Raw genomic sequence first — 22,746 nt, 5'->3', positions numbered from 1 at the left:
ATATTTTTATATTTTTATATTTTTTGAAAACCAAAAGCCCTTACCTTATTCAGTAAGTCTCTATTGGTTGGCAGATTATTTTGTAGCTGTTGTTTTAATTTAGCATTTTTCTTTAAAATGCTTTCAAGCATACGATGTTCATTAAACGTTGAAGCGTTATATTCTAATGCTTGTACGTAGCCCATGCCGTGCAAAACATATTGGTAGCTGTCTTGAATAAAAGGTTCAAAGGTATTTTGAAAATCATATTTACTCACCGGACGATGTTTCCAATTATCGAGTTGTTCTAATAAACTTTCTGGTACGGAATTTAGAGACTTATTTTCTAACCAAAAACTTTCTTGTCGTTGAGATAAAAAATAATGTAACTTAATAAAGTCTATCGTCCTTTTCCAACGGTAGTGAAATGAGTCATTAAATGTTTTTTCAACTGCAGGTAATTGTCGCTTATTACGAGGAAATAATTCACACAGCATATTGGCTGAAGCCTCAATAAGAAAAATAGCTGAAGCCTCTAAGGGCTCAACAAAAGCGGCAGACATGCCTACTGCCACACAGTTTTTTTCCCAAAATTTGTTTCTATACCCTGATGAGATTTTTAACCTTCGCGCTGACAGTTGTTCTGCTTGTGGACCAATATAATCACGTAATGTTTGCTCTGCTTGATCATGACTGACAAAATCAGAACAATAAACATAGCCAGTACCACGCCTATTTGACAACCCTATGTCCCATGTCCAACCCGCAGAATGTGCTGTTGAAATAGTAGAACTACTTATAGCATCCTCTTCATTTTGATAAGGTACTTGTATCGCTATCGCATTATCGGTAAATAAAACGTCATTAATTGGCGTAAACCCGACCCCTAAAGCTTCACCTAACAATAAGCAGCGCCCCCCCGTACAATCTACGAAAAAATCACCTTCAATACGCCCTAACTCTTTTGTCTCAATAGAGGATATTTCACCTAAAGCATTCAAATTTGCGGATAATACATTTGCCGCTAAATGCTTAACACCGAAACGTTCGCAGCTTATCTTTTTTAAAAAATCAGCAAATTTGCCTGCATCTAAATGATAAGCATAATTTAATAAACCATCGTAACCTCTATTAGCTATTGTTTTTGGTGCTAAACCACCTTCACAAATAAGCGCCTGAGGGCTAACAAAATTAGCGTAATCTATTTGCTGATCTGACAAAGACCAATAAGGACTGAGATTAAATTCATCTGCATGGGCAACAGAACTAAACAAGTGATAATAAACAGAGTCTTGACCATTTTTAGCAGGCGTTCGCCAATTAACAAATTTTGTTGCCTGCTTAAAAGAGGCATTACAATAATTAATAAAGTCATGTTCTTCGATATCTAAATCAGCCAATGTTTTTCGCATGGTTGGCCACGTACCTTCACCGACGCCCACGGTTGGAATATCAGGTGATTCAATAAGAGTAACCTGCACTGCATCTGACTTATTCGAGCCAAGATGCTTTGCAAGTTTAGCCGCTGTTAGCCAGCCAGCAGTGCCTCCCCCAACAATAACAACTTGATTAATCATTCCATCATCCATTCAATAACACCTTTATACTTTGTTAAATCCAAATTCTTTTACTTTTTCAATGAGATCGCGTTGTTTGGGTAATTGATTTTTCAATAATTCACTTTGTCGATCAACATTAGAAAATAATTTTTCAGCTTTTTTAACATCTGGATAAGCCGAAAGATTGCCTGATAAATCTGTTTGATAATGCATGCCATACAATACATACAAATAACTGTCTAAGTTAAAGGGTTCCCATGCATGGTCAAAGTCGAACTTTGTCGGTGGTTGATTTTTCCAGAATTCGAGTCTTTGCTTTAACTTATTTGGTATTGTGGTTGGCTCACAATTATCAATCCAATATTGCGAATCTCTGCGCGCTGAAATGCAATAATGTAACTTAATAAATTCAACCGTTCGTTCCATACGAATTTTAAAGTTTTGATTAAACTGTTGCTCCGCATAAAGCATTTGCTTTTTGTCACGAGGAAATTGCGCTGCAATCATGGTAGCTGCCGCATCAAACAAATAAATAGCGGAGGCTTCTAGTGGTTCAACAAAACCTGCAGACATGCCAATGGCAACACTATTTTTATGCCAAAATTTCTGGTGGTAGCCGAGCTTTATTGGAATTTTTCGAATAACCAGATCGTCGGTATAATCTTCGCCAATATAGTCGATGAGCTGTTGTTTAGCTTTTTCATCACTAATATATTTGCTACTAAAAACATGACCTACGCCGCGCCTTTCTTGTAGGCCAATATCCCAAATCCATCCAGCTTCTTGTGCTGTCGATAAGGTGTGTGTTTTGATTGGTTGCTTTTTATCTGCATAAGGAACTTGAACAGCAAAAGCCGTATCATTAAAAAGAACATCGCTAATATCATGCCATTCAATATTATAAGTTTGCTTAATAATAAGCCCTTTAGAGCCACTACAATCGATAAAAAAATCTGCGGATATTTGCTTTTCTTCACAATGATCTGTTTCAACATGTGTGATAAAGTCATTTTCATCCAAGACGATGTTCGTCACATTAGCACTAACAAATTTCACCCCTAAATTATCAATACAATGTTTTTTTAAAAAGTTAGAAAATTTATTGGCATTTAAATGGTATGCGTATTCTTGAGCAGCACTGTATTCGGGCATAACGATTTGCTTAGGCGCTAAACCTTGGTCACAAATTCTTGCCTGAGAAGCTACTGCTTGGTCATAAGGTAATCTAGTCGTTTTATTTTTTAACAACCAATAGGGAGCTAAATTAAAGTCATAAGAAGAGTGACTTACCGTGCCAAGTGGATGGTAATAACTTGATTTTTCATTCTGTTTAGGTGTTGTAGCCCAATTTATAAATTCAGCTCCTTGCTTGAAGGTTGCATCACACTCACGAATAAAGTCAGTTTCACTCACGCCTATTTTATGTAATGTAGCTCTTAAATTAGGCCATGTCCCCTCTCCAACACCAATAATAGGAATATCTGGTGATTCAACGACAGTGACCTTTATGCCATTTTCTGCTTTGCAATTTAAGCTTTTAGCCAAAATAGCAGCACTTAACCAACCAGCGGTTCCGCCGCCAATAATTAAAATATCATTATTAACTGTAGTCATTGTGAAAGCTCATCATGTAATGAAGGGTTGAAAGGAGTTCATGTATAAAATTGAGGCTCAATAGATATTTAGGAAAAATATATACTAAGCCTAGAATAACGATGAAAGGAAGTAAAACCTATCCTCTCATCGAAACAAATTACCCGTTATAAGCGGTAAGATACTTTTAAGAATACGTTGCGACCATTATCTGCCGCTAAACGCATAGCGGTGAAACCCTCACCAAATCGTTGAGTAGTCGTTTCTTCGAATAAGTTAGAACCTTCAACACTTACATCTAAGTTTTCAGTGGCATGCCAAGTAACATTCGCGTCAAAAAAACCATGGGCATCCCACGCAGTGTTACCACCGATACCGGTAGACGGAGCGATAAATTCGTCACGGTAGGTGTAAGCAACTCGAGCTGAAATAAGGTCAGTTTCATAGTAGGCACTTAAGTTATAACTAAGTTTAGACATCCCTGGTAATGGTCTTTCAACAATACCCCCGCCATCAGCGCCTAAATTCTGTAAACCAAAGCCTTCAGTATAAGTAATGTTAGCTGACCAGCCAAACTCACCCATTTGCTGTTGGTATTGACCTTCTATACCTTGAAGTTCACCACCTAAACCTTGACCGGGTTCACGTAGAATATAATCTACCCCATTGACATCAACAGTAGACTCGTTAGCACCGTTAATAATAAAAGAACGAATATCTTTAGAGAACAAGGTTGCTGATAATAAAGATTCTTCGTTAAAGTACCATTCTAAACCAATGTCATATTGGTTGGCACGATATGGGTCAAGCGCAATACTACCACGAGCAATGCTTCGAGTAGTCTCGTTAACGCTAGCCGCTGGATTTAAGAACGAATAATTAGGACGACTCATTACTTTAGCAGCAGACAAACGTAATATGACATCTTCATGAAGATTTAGTGCTAAGTTAAAACTAGGTAACCAATCTGAGTAATCACTGTCTTCTGTAACGATTGTAGCGGTATCTACATAACCGTAATAATCAGCAGAGGTATCAGTAGCCACATAGCGTAAACCGAAATTACCGCGATAATTATCGCCACTAAAATCAGCTTGTCCGTATAAAGCAAAAATATCTTCTTTAATAACACCGTAACTGTTTGTGTTTAATGATGAACCCGTTTTGTGAGCATCATAATGCGCTCTTAATTGTGCACCATCTGCACGCGCAATGTTTGTTGGAGTACCCGAAAGTAACCCTGCACCAGAGTGATTAAAATGACCATCCGCAAATGTGGCTTTAGTGATACCTGTAGTCAAGCTATCATCAAACGTCCATGCATCTGAGTAACTTGTAAATTGATGATCTCGTAACTTAACACCGGTTTTAAAGTTAGAAATTGGGCCCCACTCAACGTTAAAATCAACATCAAACTGTGCGAAAGTCTCTTCGTCTTTACGATAGCCAGCAGTAACAGCACCACTACTTAAAATGTATTCAGAATGGTTACTTGGATCTGTACCATTAGGAGAAAGCAACATCGCATTATCGCCGCTCATATCGAAATCAATAGAGGTATTACTGTTACTTGAAACCCAACCAGCATTGTAGTTACCACCGTCACCACCTGTTGCTTCAGTAGAACCAACTTTGGCATTGATTGAATAGGTATCAGCCGTATAATCAACTTCAAATGCGATGACTTCGGTATCCATTTCAGCATTACGGGTATTCTGATCATCAAGTGGTGCACCAGAATAGTTACCATTTAGCGCAAAACCATTAGTCGGAGAGAATTTAGTCGCTCCAGTAACTTGGTCATTAAAGCCGGTTGGATCTGTACCCGCAATAATTAAATAGTTTTGGTTACTGTTAGCAGAATCAAGATCAACTTGAAAGTAATGCACATTCATTGATAAATCTTCAGAGGGTGAATACTGAACAGTTAGATCAACCGCATCACGTTCACGAGTTTGCGCGAATTCTGAAATACCTGCACCCGCCCAACCATCATCCATATAGTTTTCTGCTTTGTGCGCACGCCCAACAGTTTCTAGCGTAGATAAACTCGCTAAAACACCAAAGTTTTCTTGATCGTTTTTCCAGCTATACATGCCCGTTAAGCCTTGACCATTTTCGTCAGAAAGGCTGTTATCTTGGTATTCAGCAGATAAAAACAAGGTGTTAGAGTCTAGTTCTAAAGGCTTACGAGTGCGCACAACGACAGTACCACCAACACCACCTTCATCAAGGCTTGCTGTTGGCGATTTATAAACATCAACACCAGCGACAAGTTCTGGTGGTAATAAATCCATATCAAAAGAACGCTTTGCTGCTGCTTGTGAAAACCATCCTGTTGAAGCAACATAGTTACCATTCATACTGATTTGGGTTAATTCTGAGTTAGTACCGCGGATAGAAACATCACCACCTTCACCAGCAAAACTTCTGGCAATCGTTACGCCAGGTATTCTTTGTAGTGACTCTGCAATGTTTCTATCGGGAAATTTACCAATATCTTCTGCAGAAATTGAATCAACAACCGCGTTAGAAAATCTCTTTTGATTTAATGCTTGTTTCAAAGAACCACGAATACCGCGAACTTCAATTACTTCAGTTTCTTGCTCGGCAGCTTTAACTTCTTCAGCAGCCATTGCGAATGGTGTAGCACCGCCCGCTAGCACTAGAGCGATTGAACTCGCTAACATGCCTTTTTTAAATTTTTGAATTGACATCGACTTTCCCTTACACACGTTTTTTTTAAATATAATAGTTATGTTTTTATAACCCTACCAAAGACAGCGCTGTCTTTTTAATTCATGACAGCGTTGTCATAGGTCGGGTAAAACATTACACAATAAATGACCATCTGGCTACACTTGATTACGATTTAATCAGCACCTTTAATGCAACGAACTGTAAACAATAGAGTTTTATTTTAGTTTTTTTGTAAACACCCTGTATTATTTTCGTACACACAAGCAATTATTATACGTTTTTAGCACTGCTTTATTCATTTAAAGTAACGTTTAATGAATAAAGAATTACTTTAGTGAATACTATAATTTAATGTCATTAATGAAGTCTAAAAAGGTAATTTTATTAATTTTCATTGTTTCAAAAATAGAAACGCTGACAATTTATCAGCGTTTTAAAGTAAAATTAAAGCTTTATTATAATAGTTCATCAAGTTAAGCGTAGAGCAATCATGACTCGGCGAAACATTACCGCTTTGGAGCTCTTTATGAATACTTTCTGCTAAGCCCTTACCTAATTCAACGCCCCATTGGTCAAAAGAGCATATTTGCAGCACAATACCCTGCACAAATATTTTATGTTCATAGAGTGCAATTAAGTTGCCTAACGTCTTAGGATCTATACGTTTTAAAAGAATAGTGTTGGTTGGACGATTCCCTTTGTGCACTTTATGAGGAGCCACCTTATCGATGTAATCAGCTGTCCGTCCTTTTGCTTTTAAATCAGCACGAACTTGCTTTTCATTGACGCCGGTCATTAATGCTTGTGTCTGTGCAAAAAAGTTCGACATTAACGTTTCGTGATGACCAGACACCGGCGTAACACTGGCAACCGAACCAATAAAATCAGCTGGTACAACATTATTACTTTGATGCAGGTACTGATAAAAGGCATGTTGACCATTAATACCCAGTTCACCCCATATAGAAGGTACGGTGGCATAGTCAACTTCATCGCCATTCCACGAAACAGATTTACCATTACTCTCCATTTCAGCTTGTTGTAAATAAGCAGAGAGCATATGTAAGGTTTGATCGTAAGGAAGGATCGCTTGAGATCTAGCTCCTAGAAAAGTGGTATTCCAAACGCTGAGTAAAGCCATTATTGCCGGCATATTTTTTTCTAGTGGTGCACTTTGAAAGTGTTCGTCCATTTCATTAGCGCCATCAAGCAATTCTATAAATTTATCAAAGCCCAGATCTAACGCTATTGCTAAACCGATTGCTGACCATAATGAGAAGCGCCCTCCGACCCAATCCCACATCCCGAAGATGTTTTCTTCTTTAATGCCAAACCCCATGGCATTTTCTTTATTCGCTGTTACTGCAACAAAGTGTTTACCGACCGCATTATCATCAAACGACGATGCGGTAAGCCACCTTATTGCTGTTTTAGCATTTGTCATAGTTTCGGTCGTGGTAAAGGTTTTACTGGAAACAATAAATAGCACTCTTTCTGGGTCAAGCGGACGAAGTATTTCTACGATTTGCGCGCCATCTACATTAGAAACATAATGAACATTAATGCTTTTATCACTGTAGTGTTTTAACGCCTCGGTGACCATCTGTGGACCAAGGTTGGAACCACCAACACCAATATTAACCACATCAGTAATACGCTTTCCTGAATAACCTAACCACTTACCTTCACGAACATGATTAACAAAAGCTTCCATTTTCTGTAACTGTACTTGAACGCTGGTGGTGACATTCTCACCATCAACAATGAGAGGCTCTTTGCTTTTACGGCGTAAAGCTGTGTGAAGAACAGCACGGTCTTCTGTTTTATTGATTTTTGCACCAATAAACATTTTTTCGCGCCATTCAACGACTTTACATTCACTAGCCAGATTGAACAGTGTATCCATTGTTTCAGTATCAATGAGGTTCTTTGAATAATCTAACAGTAATCTAGGTAACTCTATAGAAAACTTGTCAAAGCGTTCACTGTCTTGAGCAAACAGATCATTCATGTGCTGAGATTGTTTCTGTTGAGCAAGCTGAGTCAGCTTTTTCCAACTACTGAGTGTTTGACGACTTGACATAAATATTCCTATAGTGCATTAATTTAACCCTTCAATGTTGTACCATATTTGATAATGACAGCGCTGTCAATTTGAATTTTTATCCTTTATTTCTATAGATTAGTATAAAGGTTTGAGTTATTTTAAAATAAGTAGTTGCCGCCGTGCCAAAGAAACAATATTCTGTTGCGCTGCAGTAGGGTTACATAACAAGAATAATACACAAGGCTGTTTTAACCGATGAAAGCTACAATAAACGATGTTGCCAAACAAGCGGGTGTTTCGATAAAAACCGTTTCAAGAGTAATGAACAATGAATCATCTGTACGACAATTGACTCGAGATAAAGTCATGGAAGCCGTAAATGATTTACATTATCAGCCCAACTTAGCGGCACGAAACTTAGCGGGTACTAAGGCATACAGCATTGCTTTTATCTATGATAACCCTAACGCATATTATGTCATTGATATGCAAAATGGTATTTTAGCGGCTTGTAAACAACAAGGTTTTGAATTACTTATTCATCCTTGCCAAGCAAAATCAGTACATGTACTTGATGAAATTGCCGACATGGTTAGAAAGACACGAGTCGCTGGTTTAGTGCTCACTCCACCTTTTTCTGAAATGCCTGAATTTGTCCAAAAAATTATCGACCTAAATGTTGATGTTGTTCGGATAATGTCTGGCGATGTAGCACCCGATGAATTAGCCCCCTGCATTATGGTAAATGACCATGCGGCTTCGGTAAGTATTACTCAACACCTCATTGATTTAGGCCACAAACACATTGGTTTTATTGCCGGTGAAGCAGCACATATGTCAACTGTTGAACGTTTAAGAGGTTATAAACAAGCCTTGTCTGACAATGGCATTGCACTTGATGAGCGGTTAATTATTAATGGCGAGTATTCTTTTGAATCTGGCGTACTTGGCGCAAAGCAATTAATGTCTGAAGATATTCGCCCAACTGCTATTTTCTCATGTAACGATGAAATTGCGGCGGGTGCTTTGTTTGCCGCTCGGTTAATGGGGATATCAATACCTGATCAACTTTCTATTGCTGGTTTTGAAAACTCGCCCTTCTCTCGCCAAACATGGCCACGTTTAACGACAGCAAATCAGCCGAACCAAAAAATCGCTGAAGATGCAGCCAACTTATTGATTGCAAAATCGCGTAAACAAACCCCTCAAAATAGTGTTCATCATTACACACCAAGATTGATTGTCCGTGATTCAACCGGTAAACATAGCTAATTGATAATTGCTCATTGAGTTAAATCTTAGCGCAATATATAACCCACAACAAACCGGCCTTTCAACGGACAGTGTTCATCATTACACACCAAGGTTGATTGTCCGTGATTCAACCGCTAAACAGAGTTAATTGTCAGAAAACACTAAACTTTATCGACTAGCGTAACGCTTTAACGATAAAGTTTAGTTTGATTATCACTTGCAGCCTATGTTGATAAGCAAGTATGAAATATTACTTTTGTCTAAATGAATAAACGCCAACTTTACCCTCCGCGCCTGCCGCCAAAAACATCATCTTATCGCTCGCAAGGGTATAGAAGCCTTTATCGTCTTTTTTACCTTGTGGGTTTGCTAGTACTTGCCACGTTTTTCCTGCGTTAAGCGAAATATCACTACTGGTTTTTCCTGTAGCAAGACAAATATTTCCCTGACAACTCATTGCTGAGCGCAAGCCATATTGCCCAGCATTGACTGACTGCCATTGGTTATCGGTAAAAGTTGCCATATTAGGGTAACTTGCAGGACGCTGTTCATAGTCTCCGCCAACAACAAAAAGTTGTTGCTTGGCATTTAATGCTAAACCATAACCACCGGCGGTTTGTGTTTTAGAGTACAGTGGCACACGATCACGTTGCCATGTTTCACCAAAATCGACGCTGCTATAAACTGATGCTGAAAATCCACCCGTAGTAAGCCAAGCTTTACCTTTGTCACCAACAATTAAGGTATTACCACTGGCCGCAAAAGCGGCTTCTTTTTCAACAAATTTCGGGATATTACTCTGCTCGATACGGCGCCACGTTTTGCCACCATCACTGGTTTTTTTTATAACATAAAAGCCATCGACAGGATCTCCCATCAACAAACCATTATCACCATCCCAAAAAGCGATGGAGTCAAAAAAGCCATCTTTATCTTCATTTTGATAAAGTAACTGCCAGCTATCGCCACCATCAATGGTTTTGTAAAGTACAGATTGTTCTCCACTGCCAACCCCCATAACAATAGCGGTATGCTTATCGAATAAGGCAATATCACGAAAACCTGTTTTTATAGGGCTATCTACTGATTTATCCAACCAAGTTTTACCTCCATCTTGACTAACAAAAACAGTCTTATTACTACCACTAACCCACAATGAATTATCGATAACAGCACTTCCGCGCAAAGAAGGTGAACCTGGCAGCACCGTATGTTGCCAAGACGGCAAATCAACGATAGTAGTGCTACTGGCAATTACCGAGTAAAAGACAGTCGTGATACTAAGAGATTTTAAGATACGAATTAAGCGAGTGCTTACTTTAACTTCTGGTAATATTGAAAGAATTGATAGCATGATAATTATTATTTTAAGTGAACATAGCGCTACTATTCAATATTTTCAAATATTTAACAAGTGATAAACATCAAACACTGACAAAGAGGCAAAGCAACAAAATTGTCAGTCATTAAGTTGTAAATACCGCCAACTTCAGCGATAGTAGAATAATAAAAATAGCCGTCATAATACTTAATTGATTAATAAAACAGTAAATTCTTATGCTAGAAGTTGATGATAAAGTACTCGCTGATATACGCCGTGGATTTTCTATTCCGGCTCAGCCAAGTTTATTAATTAAACTACAAAAAATAATGGCCGAAGACGAGCCAGACGTAAATGCGTTAGCCGATATTATTTCACAAGATGTCGGTGTCGCTTCAATTATTCTGAAAACCATTAACTCGCCCCTTTATGGATTGTCGCGCTCAATATCTGACATTCACAAATCAGTACGTTATATCGGTTTGCAGGGAATAAACTCATTAGTAACCAACACCTTGATTAAACGTAGTTTTGACCAACAAGATTGTAGTATCGCTTTAGAAGAGTTTTGGGACAGTGCCACACATATTGCCAACACTTGTGTTCATATTGGCAAAACGATTAAAGAAAAAACCTCAAAAGATAAGCTCTTTTCTCTTGGTTTATTTCATGATTGCGGCATTCCGATTATGGCAATGAAGTATAGTGACTACAGCGATACTTACCAACTTGCTTACAGCACCCCAGATAAAACACTCCCCATCACTGAAGACCAGGCTTATGGTGTAAACCACGCAACCATTGGCTATTACGTTGCCTCTTCTTGGCGATTACCTAAAGATATTTGCGAATTAATTTTAATACATCACGACCGTGATTTTCTCAAAATGAATAATCCACGTGGTCAAGAAGTTTACTATGCAATATTAAAACTGGCAGAAAACCTAGTACACAATCATAAGCACTGTCGAGACTCTGCTGACTGGCCTTATGTACAAGAAATGATTTTCACCTTACTCGACATTGATGAAGACAACTATCAAGATTATCTTGAAGACAGCGAGTCATTCGATGTAAAAGCTGATTAACCCTTGAAGCTACCTTAAATAAGTTTGTCAAATAAGCCCTTGGTTAAGTGCAATCAATACCGCCCGTGTTCTGTCTCGGGTATTAAGTTTTGATAATATTGTTGATACATGATTTTTAATTGTGCCCTCAGCAAGAAAAATACTACTAGCAATTTCTTTATTAGAGAAACCACCCGCCACCAACTTTAAAATCTGTTGTTCTTTTTCAGACAAGGCTTCAATAACTTTAGATTCATTCAAGCCTTTATTTAATTGTTTCATCACCACGGGCTCAGCCACAAAACCACCATTGGCCAGTGTTTTAACGCCATTAACGAGTTTATCTAAGGAAACATCTTTAAGTAAAAAACCATTAGCACCTGCTTGTAAGCTTTGCATAAACAGTTCGCTATCATCAAAAGTTGTTAACATTAAAATAGGCAAGGTACTGCCTTGGCTTCTTAGAATTTTAACTAACTCAATACCATTCACTTTTGGCATTCTAATGTCGAGTAACAACACATCAGGCGTTGGTTCACTGGCCAACATTTGTTGAGCGTGTTCGCCGTTTTCGGCCTGCCAAATAATACTTATATCGTCACTTAACGAAAGTAGCCCTGCAATTCCCTGTCGAACTAACTGTTGGTCATCAACAAGCGCAACATTAATCATAACAATCCTCTACTTGTATTTTTAAGGTGAAACCACTGTCATTTACAATAAGATCTACCTTGCCAGAAAAATCAATCAATCGTTCATTCATGCCAGCTAAACCACTGCCAAAGTTTTCGTTATTCTTGTTGGTAACCGTGCCATTGTCAGACAAGTTAATGACTAAGCTACTGCCCATTTTTTCACAGGCTAAAGTAAATAGGTTCGCTTTGCCATGTCGAAGCGCATTACTCACACCTTCTTGTAAACAAAACATCAGCTGTTGCTTTAGTTGCAGTGAATTAATATCAATGGATGATTTCACAGTTAACTGACAATTAGGCAATTGATTAATGAGGTTTTCAAGCGACGAAACAAGATCTATTTGTTCTTCTTCACGCATTTCTTTTACCACTTGTCGAACGTTGCTTAGCAGTGTTTTAGCCAGTTGTAAGTTTTCTTGCAGTAAGGGTTTAAATTCTTCGGAAACTTTATGTTTAGCGACCTCTAAATTCAAAGACAACGCCGTTAGCTGATGACCAATAGCATCATGTAAGTCTCGAGATATTCGTAATCTTTCTTGCTTTTTCGATGAAGCTTTCAGCATAAATCGTGTTGCTAACAACTCTTGATTAATAGCCGCTAACTCTTCTTTAGCTTTTGCTTCACGCAAGATTGTTTCTATGGCAGAGAAACCAAAAACTTGTAGCATAAAATAGATAATGACCTGAAAAAATCCAGAAATAAAACTGCCATCATAAACAATAGTAAAATGAGCGACTGTAATAAAAAACATCAACAACAATGCTTTTTTTCGGGTAAACATTGATGGTAACTGCGTCGCAATCAACACTAACAAAATAGCGGCAACATTATAAGTATCTGATGAAATTAACAATAATACCGTAACTACTTCAACCACCAGTAGTCGTTTATTTATCTTCGACTCTGCCCTTTTATCAGAAAAAATAATCCATGCAAATGAAAGATAAAAAATAATAAATGCCAACAATTTCAATACAAACGTCTGACCAAAATCAAGATTGACTAAAGACAAATAGCAAATAACTGACCAAGTAATAAAGCCAGAAAAATGTAGTAGCCAGTCTTTGCGTAAGTGCTCTGGTAATGGTGACTTCAACATAAATAAATACCTAGATAAAATGTGCAGTCTAAACCGTTAACATGCACATTTAAAACTTCATAATCATATGATTTTAAAACAAATCAATCGTAATTGCTGTGTTTTCTTTCACCATAAATTTAGCTTCTTTATATTTCGGCGCACCAAACATGCCGACATTATTACTAAAGCCATAGCCTTCTTTTGGGATCCCCATCATATTAAAATCCATTTTGTTATTGTCGTTTTCGTCTTGATACATTTTTATCGCATAGTCGCCATCAGGTACATTTTCAAAAATAGCGATTTCCTTGCCATTTTGAGCTTTAACTTTTGCATAAAAACTAGCTTTATCTGTCTTATAATCTTCTTCTGAGGCATATAAAGCGATTAAAAGGTGGCCTTTCCCTTGCTCAATATCACTGATATTGACCGTTAAGTCAGCGGCAACGGCATGCTGGCTTAATAATAAAATCATCGATAATGCACTTATTACAGAAAGCGCTAAACTGGTTACTGACAAAGAGATTAATTTTTTAAAAATCATAATGATTCCTTTATTTATATAAATTGAAAGAGGATAAGTAAATTTGTTTATTAATTCATGATCAGTGTAAAGCTAAAGCTTTTGTTAAACAGGTGCCAAAAGTCATCATTTTCACAGCAGTAAAACATGACTTCTGGCACCTAAAGGTTAAAGGACATTATAAGAATATTGTTGGTTATGAAGATGAACAAGGTAACGTTGAAAGAGTGCGAGAATCACAATAGGTGCGATAACAGAGAGTGCGATATTACCTTTAAACAACCAAGATAGAACGAGCGATATCAGTACGGCGATAAATAAGTAAGCTGATTTTTTATTAATGTTTATCCGATCTTTAGTTTCTTTAATCTGTGTTTTATTGATCCCAACAAAACCATGATTTGAAAAGAGCATGGTGGTAATACCAACAACAATCATCACAATAAAAATGGCCGACTCTTGCAACATGCTATAAAACGATAAATACCACCATTGTTGAAAAAATGCCGCTAAACCACCTAAAATCAAATAAATATTCGCTGATAGTATTAAACGGCTCATCACTATTTTAAGTTTACTGATTAACACTAACTGACAAATTCCCACCAATGCAGCTATTTTAAAAGCCAATAACCAGCTTTCATTGGATGTTTCGGTTTGCCAAAAACCAATCATTGAAAAAAGTGAAAGCGGGAGAAATTGTAATAAAGCACTGAGTTTATTTAACATACGGGCTGCCTTGTCGTTGAGTGATTAACTATTTACTTATTTTAAATAATAACGTTTCAAAAGCTAAAAAAAAGGTGCCAAAAGTCATGATTTGCTTATAAAAAAAATGACTTTTGGCCGAAGAAGAAGGTATCAGCACCGATACAAAGCACATTAATCATCAACACCACTAATGTGTGCCTAAGGGGGGATTAGTCACGTAAAGCTTCGGTAACAGGTAAACGCATCGCCTTTATTGCTGGTAATATCCCGCCTGATAAACCAATCAATAACGCTAACGACATTGTTTTAATCATCAACAAAACCGTAATATCAAAATTGAACATCATTTGACTCAAATTACTGGCATTTTGCGTGGCAGCCGTCCAGCCATCAAAGACAAAATATAAAGGTAGTATGCCTAACACCCCACCAACAAAAGCAATGAGCAAGGCTTCACAAAGAATCGACATTGAAATTGCAAAAGGACTAAAACCTATCGCTTTATGCGTAGCTATTTCCTTAGAGCGACTTGCTATGGCGGCATACATGGTATTAAGTGCAGCCACTATTGCGCCTAACGCCATAATAATAGCAATAGGAAAACCTAACCAACGAATTAAGCGTGTTAAGTTACTGGCTTGATCAGCAAAGAATTGTTTTTCTGTTAACACTCGAATGTTTAACCTAGGGTCGTCCTGCCACTCTTTTTCTAATTGTGGTAAATCGCTAATATCTTTTAATGCTAAGCGGATAGACTGTAGCGTATTTCCTCGACGATAATCACTCTGTACCATGCCAATATCAGCCCACAATTCTGATTCAAAAACACTATTACCATCAGAAAAAATCCCGCTGACTGTCCACGCTGCTCCACCTAAGGTGATAACTTTGCCAACAATTAACTCTGGCATTCTACGCGTTATTGCCTGACCAACAATTAGCTGACGCACACCCGTAGCGAACATTTCACCTTTGACTAAACGAAAATTAGGGCGAAATTGTTGAGTCGATTTGCTGATACCTCGCAACGCTAAACTTTTCGTTTCTATTTCTTGATCTACGGTATCTAGATTAGAAATATAAGTCACTTCAGCATTAACAAACATTTCAGCCGATACTTGCGCCAGCCCTTGTTCATCTTTAATAATTTTTTGATTATTCGCTAAAATATTAACTTCTACTGGAAACATCACACTTTGCAATTCTGAAGAGGCTCCCGCGCGCATCACTAATACGGTATTATCTAAACCAGTACGTTCCAGTGTTTTCATCATTCCCTCAGTCATTGCCAGAACACTTAAAATAACGCCAGCAACACAAGCAATGCTTAATATACTCACCATAGAAGCAATAATACGCTGCGGGAAACTTTTAAAATTAATAACCGTTAACGCTTGTGCTTGTTTTATATTGATAAACCATGAATGCTGCGCCTTTAATGAAATATTCATGCCTTGTCTCCTAACGTTTTGCTGATAACAAGTTGTTTAATCGCTACCGCCGGAAATACAGTGCAAAAAGCGGCAGCAGTATTTACCCAGGCAAATACGGTTATATAATGACTTGGCGCAATCGATATACCCGGTAAAAAATCATTAAAACTCTGGCCGACCAATGCTAGAGATAAAGAGGCAAGAATGCTGCCCGCCAAAGCGCCTAAGCCAATTAATAACAAAGCCTCTAGGTAAACACCTTGAATTAAACGTGTCGCTGAAAACCCTAAAGCTTTCATCATTGCGCTTTCATTATTACGCTCACGAATAGTTTGGATCATGGTATTGCAAACAATCAGTAATAAAGTAGAGAATACCGCAATAACCACAAGGTTAATGACCATAGCCATATCAACAAACTGTTGTGCTTGTTCTTTAATAAAAACCTGTTCAGTCGTGGTACGGGTTGGATTGTTGGTATGTGAGAACAATAAATCGATAGCAACAATAACGTCATCTACGTTGACATTTTCAGTTATTTCAGTCGATAACCACCCCAAAGAATTATTAGCATAAGCACGGCCTTTATCAAAATAAGCATGTTGGAAAAACACTTTATTATCAGCAGATGAATGCTGAGCTGTTTGGTAAATGGCAGAAACGGTAAACGACCAATTAAATGAACCACTTTTATTCATCCAAATAGAAGAGCTTAATGGCACGGTATCACCGATTTTCCAACCATATTTATCAGCAAGTCCCTGACCAATAACAATACCTGTGCGCGTTTTTTTCCATTGCGCTAGTTGCTCACTAGGGATTATATATTCATCAAATAAATTGAAATAATGATGGTGGTCAACCGCAGTTACGGGTAGTTGATTTTTTTCATTTTGAAAGTACCCACCAAACCAAGATGCATAACTCACTTGTTTTACGCCCGGTAATGCCGCAATCTTTTGTTGAGTGTTAATGGGGAGAGATTGTGTCATTGATATTTTATGACTGGTCATTAAACGGTATTGATTACTACTGCTTACATTAGCCGTAAGCGCCTGATCCACTCCAGACAAGGTCGTCAATAAGAAAAAAGCCACCATGACAGAAGTACAGGTTAACCAAAAACGTACTTTTTTACGAAAGCTGTTCCGCCAAACTAATATCAGTAGGTTCATCTGCTTTCCCTCATATGACAGTTATGCTCTTCGCCAATATAAGACTCTAAATTAATCACTCTACTTGCGTAGTCAGCTGCTTTTTTATCATGTGTAACCATAACAATGGTTTTACCAAAATCGCGATTAAGTTGGTCAAGTAATGCCAGAATTTCATTGGCTGTTTTTCGGTCTAAATTTCCCGTTGGCTCATCACATAATAATATATGTGGGTCACTGACAATAGCGCGTGCAATAGCAACTCGCTGCTCTTGCCCACCAGATAACTCTTTGGGGAAATGACTAGCACGCTCACTCATGCCAACGAGCTCTAGCGCATAACTAGCATGCTCTTGTCGTTGCTTTTTATTTAACGAGGTTAACGCGAGTGGCAGTTCAACATTACCCTGCGCGCTTAACACCGGTAATAAATGATGTGACTGAAAAACAAAGCCAATGTTTTCAGCGCGCCATTGGGTTAATGCCGATTGCTTTAAATGATCAATACGCTGTGTACCAATAATCACTTCACCTGATGTCGGTTGATCAAGGCCGCCCATTAAATGCAATAAGGTGCTTTTTCCTAAACCTGATGGTCCCATTAATGCGACAAACTCACCTGATTTAATCGTTAAGTTAAAATCGTGGTGAACGACTACCGTGTTTTTACCTTTCTGGTAACTTTTGTTAATATTTTTTAATGTAATGTTATAGCTATTTTTCATCATTTTTTCCTAAAATCTGCAGAGAGGCTTTCATTAAAGTGCGGCTATATCTACGTGGTTATTTGAGCTACTAGGGAAAACATCTAACGAGCGTTGATCGTTTTTCATAAAGCTAACCTTCACCCCCATATCAGGTAAAATCCGAGGATCTGCTGTTAACAATTTCACCCTGACTTTAATGCTCGCTTTTTGACGATCTGCGGTAGGTATAACAGCAACGACTTCACTGCTAATACTCCACTGCGGATATGCATCTAATCTAGCGAATACTTTTTGTCCAGGATAAACGCGATTGATATAGCTCTCACCTACTTCAACTTCAATTTCTAACGAGCTCATATCAACAATAGTGCCGACACCGGTACGAATAAAACCACCACCAGAAGATCCCGCTGAAATAAGCTCACCCACTTGGGCATTTTTACTGATCACGACACCATCAAATGGCGCGCGAATTTTATGCTGATTTAACTGATACTGCGCCAATTCAACTCGTTGCTTTGCGGAGTCAACCATGGCTTTTTTATGACGTATTTGGATGGCGAGTTGTGCATTTTTAAAGGCACTGTCTTCAAGTAATTGCTCACTGATCAGCTTTTTGCTGGCCAGCGTCTGATCACGCTTAAATCGCTGATTTTGCTGTTTGAAAAGTAAAGTGAACTCGTCAAAACCCGCTTGCTTTGCCGATAATTCCGTTAAAGCAAGTTGGTATGAAATCGATGCTTGCTTATCATCAAGTTCGGCGAGTATTTCTGATTTACTTACCGTTTGTCCTTCCTCAATATTTAAGCGGTTTAGCTTACCCGTTACACGAGAAGATACTGTGGCTATGCGCCTCGCAACCACATGGCCGCTCGCATCAAGTACGCTGTTATTTATGGGTTCTGCTGTATTTACATCATGGGTGGTAGGGAAATGTTGTTTAATATCGACGTTAACTGACTCATTTACTCGTTTGTTATCAGTTTCAAGGTGATTAATAATTTCAGCAGCACTTGTTGGAAAAAACAGTGTCTGACCGACAAAATATAAACTTGTGCTGAGTAACGTAACAATCAAGATACTAGTATAGTTACCTGATAGTCCCGCAGCTTTAGTTTGCGGAGATCTATCAATAGTCAGCTCAGAAAGTTCGAAAGGGGTTTTACGTGTTATCGGCATTTTATTCTCCTACAAAGTTTGTAAAAGAATAAAAAAAAGTGGCGTCAGACAACAGTGCCAAAAGTCATTGTTATCAGAAAAGCTATAAATAATAAAAGCGTAAATAGGATGAAAACGTTATTCATCTATCAATAATGAATGAATAACTTGAGGTTAACCGAGTGAGTTAACGTGTGGTGAATCTTGCCCAAGACAATAATAATTCGCGAAAGTCTTCTAGCCCACAACTTGCTGACTCTTGATCGTCAAAGTCTATATCATCAGCACTGAGTGCTTCAGGTAAAGCTTCAATACCATTTAAGCTCGCGTTAGCGGCAATCGAAACATCTTTTTCAATGATTCTAACCGTGTACTCACTGCCAACAATTTCCTGCTCTTGTGCACTTGCGTGCTCGGCTTTATCGATGAGCGTTAACAACGCGGTTAATTTTTGTGGATCGTTACCTACTTCAACTTCAAGCCAAGGGCCAAAAACTTCATGTTCAAAAGAGAACTTTGCTTTTGCATAGCGAGTAGTAGGGTCGTTTATAAATTCGTATTCCATGGGATAACTCGGAAATTTTTTGATATCTTTATTATAGAATATTTATCGCACAAGGGGGAGTTAACATTTACTCTTATCCCCCTCGATGAAACGATACGAGTGATAAACTATAATGGAATTTTTTTATCGGCAAAGGCTTTGGCGATAGAAAAACGCTTGCTTGACCGTTCGCCCAATTTAACCAGCATCAAATAACAAAACGGTACCAAAAACAAACTGGTAAAGGTTGAAAACAACAAACCTCCAATAATGGCAACCGCCATCGGGTAAGCTTGGCTATCACTTGATGCTAATGCTAACGGCACCATACCAATAATAGTTGTTGCAACTGTCATAAATATTGGCCGAATACGGCTAACACAAGCGTCGATAATCGGCGTCATTATATTCTCAGCGTCTACTTTTAACTTGTTGATTTGATCGATGAGGACAATACCGTTATTCACCACTATACCCATTAAAATCAACATACCGATCAGGCCTGTTTCACCCAACCCCATGCCTAAAATAGCAAAGGTCCAGTAAACACCAATAAAAGCTAAACCAATCGAAGACAAGATAGCGATTGGCATTAATAGTGATTCAAACAGCGCTGCCATAACAATAAAAATAAGCGCTAAAGCAAGCATCATGTTCATCATCATGTCTTTCGCTGCTTTTTCGTCTTGCGCAAATTGGCGTCCTAAGTTCCAATCATAACCCGAAGGAAAAACAATATTCTCCATCACTTCTTTAATTTTCATCGAGGCTTCAACACGGCTTAAGTCAGCTAAATTAATAGAAATTCCTAAGGTGGTTCTTCTGTTTGAGCGCGTAATTTGTTGCATTATCGGTTGCGTGTCAAAAACAACGAGTTGCTGTAAAGTAATAACTCTGCCGTTACTCTCATAAATAGGTAACTCTTTAATACGTTCGAGCGGCACAGCCTGTTCAGCGTGATAGACCAAGCGAATATCAACTTCACCTAGCTTAGCATCACGAAACGAACGCAAGTTAGTCCCACGCAGTGCACTCGAAATACGACTAGCGATATCTTGGGTGTTTAAACCTAAACGTGACACTTTTTCTCGGTCGATACGCAGTACTAACTCCATGTTTTTATCTTCGTTATCGATGCCAACTTCAGCAAAACCTTCAACATTACTCAACTGACTGATCACAGATTCGCTCAATTGTATTAAACGCTTGGTTGAGCTGCCGTTTAAAGTAAGTTTGACCAAATTTTCTTTTTGTTCTGACCAGTCAAATGATGGTTCTGCAATGGCCGTATCGGGGAAACCTTTTTTAATCTCTGCTTTTAAATCATAAAGTGTTTTTGAATAACCATCGTTAAGTTTTATGCGAGACATGGCAAAATCTGACCAAATCCGGCTATTGACTTGTGTAAACTCGAAGGCTTGTTGATTATCGTATAAGTACTGCTCCATCTCATCGACTAATTTACTGACATCAGCTAACTTTTGTTGCCCTTGGATATGATAGACAATATTGATTTCTTTGACAGTTTTACCCTTTTCGCCATTAATATTGACCATTTGCTTGGTTAACACACCACTAATGCAAAGTAATAAAATGAAAACCCCGGTTGTTTTAGGGTGAGTCAGTATTCTTGTTAAATTAGGACGATACCAGCGATCTAATTTTCCTTGGGTAACAACTGACGACAAGGCCTTTTTGTTAACACGACTAAGCATTAATGGAATGGCGGTTTTTGAAATAATTAATGATGCCAATAAAGGTAAACAAATCGCCACGGCTATTTGCTCAACTAAGATGGTAATAAAGTTTTTTTCACCCATCAGCAAAGGCATAAATACAATGGTGGTGGTGAGTGTGCCACTGATAATAGCAATACTGACATTATCAACACCATGAAGAATTTTGTCTATTGAGGTTAAGGCTTTATCTTGTTGTTGAAGGATACTCTCACAAATAACGACGGAGTTATCAATCAGTAAACCAACGGCAATAAAAAGCCCCGCCAGTGAGAGCATGTTTAAGGTGTAGCCCATAAAATACATGCCAGCTAAGGCAAAACTTAACGAAATAGGCACAGAAGCAACAACAATAAAAGTAATGTGGCTATTGCGCAAAAATATAAATAAAACAATAAAAGACAAGACAATACCTAAGGCGCCCGCCTTTAACAAATCACCTAATGATTCTTGAATTTCTTCACCGCTGTTATCTTTAATTCCAATGGTAATCGCTTTAAAGTCATCTTCTTGGCGAAGCACTTCAATTAAAGCAACAATGTTATTTGTCACCTCGACAACATTAGCATCAGACTCTTTAAAGACTTCTAAGCCAACTGACTTCTTTCTATCTGTTCTAATTTCGCTATTCTTAGGAGGAGCGGTTAAACTCACTGTCGCTACTTCACTTAACCGAACACCCACTTTAACTTGAAAGTTTTTAATGTCGTCTAAACTGTGATATTCACCGTCAGGAGAAACTCTGAACTTTCTACCTCCATTGAGAATAGAGCCTGACTTCACTAAAAAATTACTGTCACGTAGATCTTGCAATAACTTTGCTTGATCAACACGATTCATCGCGAGCTTAATACTGTCCAAATGAATTTCTATATGGGGTTGAACAACGCCACGCATTTCAACTTTACCGACACCTTGAAGCCTTTCTAGCGGGTTTTTCAGTTTTTTATCGATAAAGTCATAAGCGGTGGAGAGATCTTTATTACCCGATAACACCAAGCTCATGATGGGTAGATCTTCAGTAGAGAACTTTTGTACCATTACGTTTTGCACGTCTTCAGGTAAAAGATGGCGCACCATATCGACTTTTTCTCGTACCTCTAATATTTTACTATCGAGATCACTACTAAGATCCATCATTACCTGAATAGAAGCACCGTTGGCCCGACTTCTTGACTGCATTTCAGTAATACCGCCTAAAGTCGAAACGGCTTCTTCTATCGGCCGGGTAATTAAGCGTTCAACTTCTTCAGGTGTGGCGCCGTTATACGGCACATTAATAAAAGCCATCGGAATATTCAGTGATGGCCAGCTTTCTTGTGGCAATAATTTACTGGCGACAAGCCCAGTAACAAAAAGCGACAACATCAACATAGCCGTGGTAACAGGCCGCCTTATCGCTAAAGCGGTTAACCAAACAGTTACTGGTAAGTCAAAAATGCTTTGCTTAGCTGTTTTCTTTTTAGACGTTGAATTTGTCATC

Annotated in this window: 17 protein-coding genes; 2 read left to right on the top strand and 15 right to left on the bottom strand. The window is 38.2% G+C overall.

Annotation, left to right across the window (positions count from 1 at the left end):
* Positions 1 to 14 precede the first annotated feature (14 nt).
* From H4J62_RS03840 to pgi, 4 genes are all read right to left on the bottom strand, one after another.
* Positions 15 to 1,568, bottom strand: coding sequence for a tryptophan halogenase family protein (locus H4J62_RS03840; protein WP_083278020.1), 1,554 nt, complete (start codon positions 1,566 to 1,568; stop codon positions 15 to 17).
* 12 nt (positions 1,569 to 1,580) lie between these two features.
* Positions 1,581 to 3,152, bottom strand: a complete 1,572-nt coding sequence (locus H4J62_RS03835; RefSeq protein ID WP_070375820.1) for a tryptophan halogenase family protein — start codon at positions 3,150 to 3,152, stop codon at positions 1,581 to 1,583.
* A 146-nt stretch (positions 3,153 to 3,298) separates the two neighbouring features.
* Positions 3,299 to 5,848: a TonB-dependent receptor gene (locus H4J62_RS03830; protein WP_182213613.1), complete on the bottom strand. Its 2,550-nt coding sequence runs from the start codon at positions 5,846 to 5,848 to the stop codon at positions 3,299 to 3,301.
* Positions 5,849 to 6,264: 416 nt separating this feature from the next.
* Positions 6,265 to 7,914, bottom strand: a complete 1,650-nt coding sequence (gene pgi / locus H4J62_RS03825; protein ID WP_182213615.1) for a glucose-6-phosphate isomerase — start codon at positions 7,912 to 7,914, stop codon at positions 6,265 to 6,267.
* A 219-nt stretch (positions 7,915 to 8,133) separates the two neighbouring features.
* Between pgi and H4J62_RS03820 the strand changes: the two genes are divergently transcribed.
* Positions 8,134 to 9,150, top strand: coding sequence for a LacI family DNA-binding transcriptional regulator (locus H4J62_RS03820; RefSeq protein ID WP_182213617.1), 1,017 nt, complete (start codon positions 8,134 to 8,136; stop codon positions 9,148 to 9,150).
* A gap of 232 nt (positions 9,151 to 9,382) precedes the next feature.
* On the opposite strand, the gene H4J62_RS03815 is transcribed toward H4J62_RS03820, so the two are convergent.
* Complete coding sequence (locus H4J62_RS03815; RefSeq protein WP_182213618.1) at positions 9,383 to 10,486, bottom strand: YCF48-related protein; 1,104 nt, start codon at positions 10,484 to 10,486, stop codon at positions 9,383 to 9,385.
* 203 nt (positions 10,487 to 10,689) lie between these two features.
* On the opposite strand from H4J62_RS03815, the gene H4J62_RS03810 reads away from it, so the two are divergent.
* Positions 10,690 to 11,541, top strand: a complete 852-nt coding sequence (locus tag H4J62_RS03810; RefSeq protein WP_182213620.1) for an HDOD domain-containing protein — start codon at positions 10,690 to 10,692, stop codon at positions 11,539 to 11,541.
* Between the two features lie 27 nt (positions 11,542 to 11,568).
* Here H4J62_RS03810 and H4J62_RS03805 read toward each other — a convergent pair whose 3' ends face one another.
* From H4J62_RS03805 to H4J62_RS03760, 10 genes are all read right to left on the bottom strand, one after another.
* The gene (locus H4J62_RS03805; protein WP_182213621.1) at positions 11,569 to 12,192 is read right to left on the bottom strand and encodes a response regulator transcription factor; all 624 of its coding nucleotides are present in this window, start codon (positions 12,190 to 12,192) and stop codon (positions 11,569 to 11,571) included.
* On the bottom strand, positions 12,185 to 13,315 hold the full coding sequence (locus H4J62_RS03800) for a sensor histidine kinase (RefSeq protein WP_182213623.1): 1,131 nt from the start codon (positions 13,313 to 13,315) through the stop codon (positions 12,185 to 12,187). The genes H4J62_RS03805 and H4J62_RS03800 overlap by 8 nt, the downstream gene beginning before the upstream one ends.
* Positions 13,316 to 13,388: 73 nt before the next feature.
* Positions 13,389 to 13,841 carry a DUF2141 domain-containing protein gene (locus H4J62_RS03795; RefSeq protein ID WP_182213624.1) on the bottom strand — a complete coding sequence of 151 codons (453 nt, stop codon included), beginning with the start codon at positions 13,839 to 13,841 and terminating at the stop codon, positions 13,389 to 13,391.
* A gap of 147 nt (positions 13,842 to 13,988) precedes the next feature.
* Complete coding sequence (locus tag H4J62_RS03790; protein WP_182213626.1) at positions 13,989 to 14,549, bottom strand: hypothetical protein; 561 nt, start codon at positions 14,547 to 14,549, stop codon at positions 13,989 to 13,991.
* 191 nt (positions 14,550 to 14,740) lie between these two features.
* Positions 14,741 to 15,982 carry an FtsX-like permease family protein gene (locus H4J62_RS03785; protein ID WP_182213628.1) on the bottom strand — a complete coding sequence of 414 codons (1,242 nt, stop codon included), beginning with the start codon at positions 15,980 to 15,982 and terminating at the stop codon, positions 14,741 to 14,743.
* Positions 15,979 to 17,139, bottom strand: coding sequence for an ABC transporter permease (locus tag H4J62_RS03780; RefSeq protein WP_182213630.1), 1,161 nt, complete (start codon positions 17,137 to 17,139; stop codon positions 15,979 to 15,981). Before H4J62_RS03780 ends, H4J62_RS03785 begins: the two co-directional genes overlap by 4 nt.
* Positions 17,136 to 17,843, bottom strand: a complete 708-nt coding sequence (locus tag H4J62_RS03775; protein ID WP_182213632.1) for an ABC transporter ATP-binding protein — start codon at positions 17,841 to 17,843, stop codon at positions 17,136 to 17,138. The genes H4J62_RS03780 and H4J62_RS03775 overlap by 4 nt, the downstream gene beginning before the upstream one ends.
* A 33-nt stretch (positions 17,844 to 17,876) precedes the next feature.
* The gene (locus tag H4J62_RS03770) at positions 17,877 to 19,004 is read right to left on the bottom strand and encodes an efflux RND transporter periplasmic adaptor subunit (RefSeq protein WP_182213634.1); all 1,128 of its coding nucleotides are present in this window, start codon (positions 19,002 to 19,004) and stop codon (positions 17,877 to 17,879) included.
* Positions 19,005 to 19,170: 166 nt separating this feature from the next.
* Entirely contained in the window at positions 19,171 to 19,548 is a 378-nt protein-coding gene (locus H4J62_RS03765) for a YacL family protein (protein ID WP_070375813.1), read from the bottom strand.
* 107 nt (positions 19,549 to 19,655) lie between these two features.
* Positions 19,656 to 22,745, bottom strand: a complete 3,090-nt coding sequence (locus tag H4J62_RS03760) for an efflux RND transporter permease subunit (protein WP_182213635.1) — start codon at positions 22,743 to 22,745, stop codon at positions 19,656 to 19,658.
* Between the last annotated feature and the right edge of the window lies 1 nt (position 22,746).

The sequence above is a fragment of the Colwellia sp. BRX8-5 genome (genome assembly GCF_014077325.1).
Lineage (GTDB): Bacteria > Pseudomonadota > Gammaproteobacteria > Enterobacterales > Alteromonadaceae > Colwellia_A.
Note: the sequence above shows the minus strand (reverse complement) of the source record. Positions and strands in the feature narration are given on the sequence as shown.